Annotated in this window: 1 protein-coding gene; it reads left to right on the top strand. The window is 48.0% G+C overall.

Translation table 11 applies throughout. From position 1 onward, the window contains the following. Positions 1–72: 72 nt before the first annotated feature. The coding region (locus ACT3R7_RS20770) for a transposase (protein ID WP_496199473.1) at positions 73–342 on the top strand (270 nt) is incomplete at its 3' end.

The raw sequence follows: 342 nt of genomic DNA, 5'->3' as shown, positions 1-342 counted from the left end.
TGTAGTGGCATAGTGAATTTGGCCACCTAATTAGAGGTGTTAATATGCACCAAGAGACAAATAGGTGGCAGCATGGCAACAAGACCAAAACGTAATTTTAGCCCTGAATTCCGACTCGAAGCAGCACAACTGGTCGTCGATCAACACTACACGGTTCGTGAAGCGGCTGAAGCCATGAATGTGGGGTATTCGAGCATGGATAAATGGGTTCGTCAGTTACGCCAAGAGCGTGATGGCCAAAGCCCTAAAGCAACGCCCATGACACCCGATCAGCTCAGGATTCGCGAGCTTGAAAAGCGCATCCGTGACATTGAGATGGAAAAAGACATCCTAAAAAAGGCT

This window comes from Halomonas sp. AOP43-A1-21, assembly GCF_052376775.1.
GTDB classification, from domain to species: Bacteria; Pseudomonadota; Gammaproteobacteria; order Pseudomonadales; family Halomonadaceae; genus Vreelandella; species Vreelandella colorata.
This window is presented reverse-complemented; position numbering and strand designations above follow the sequence as displayed.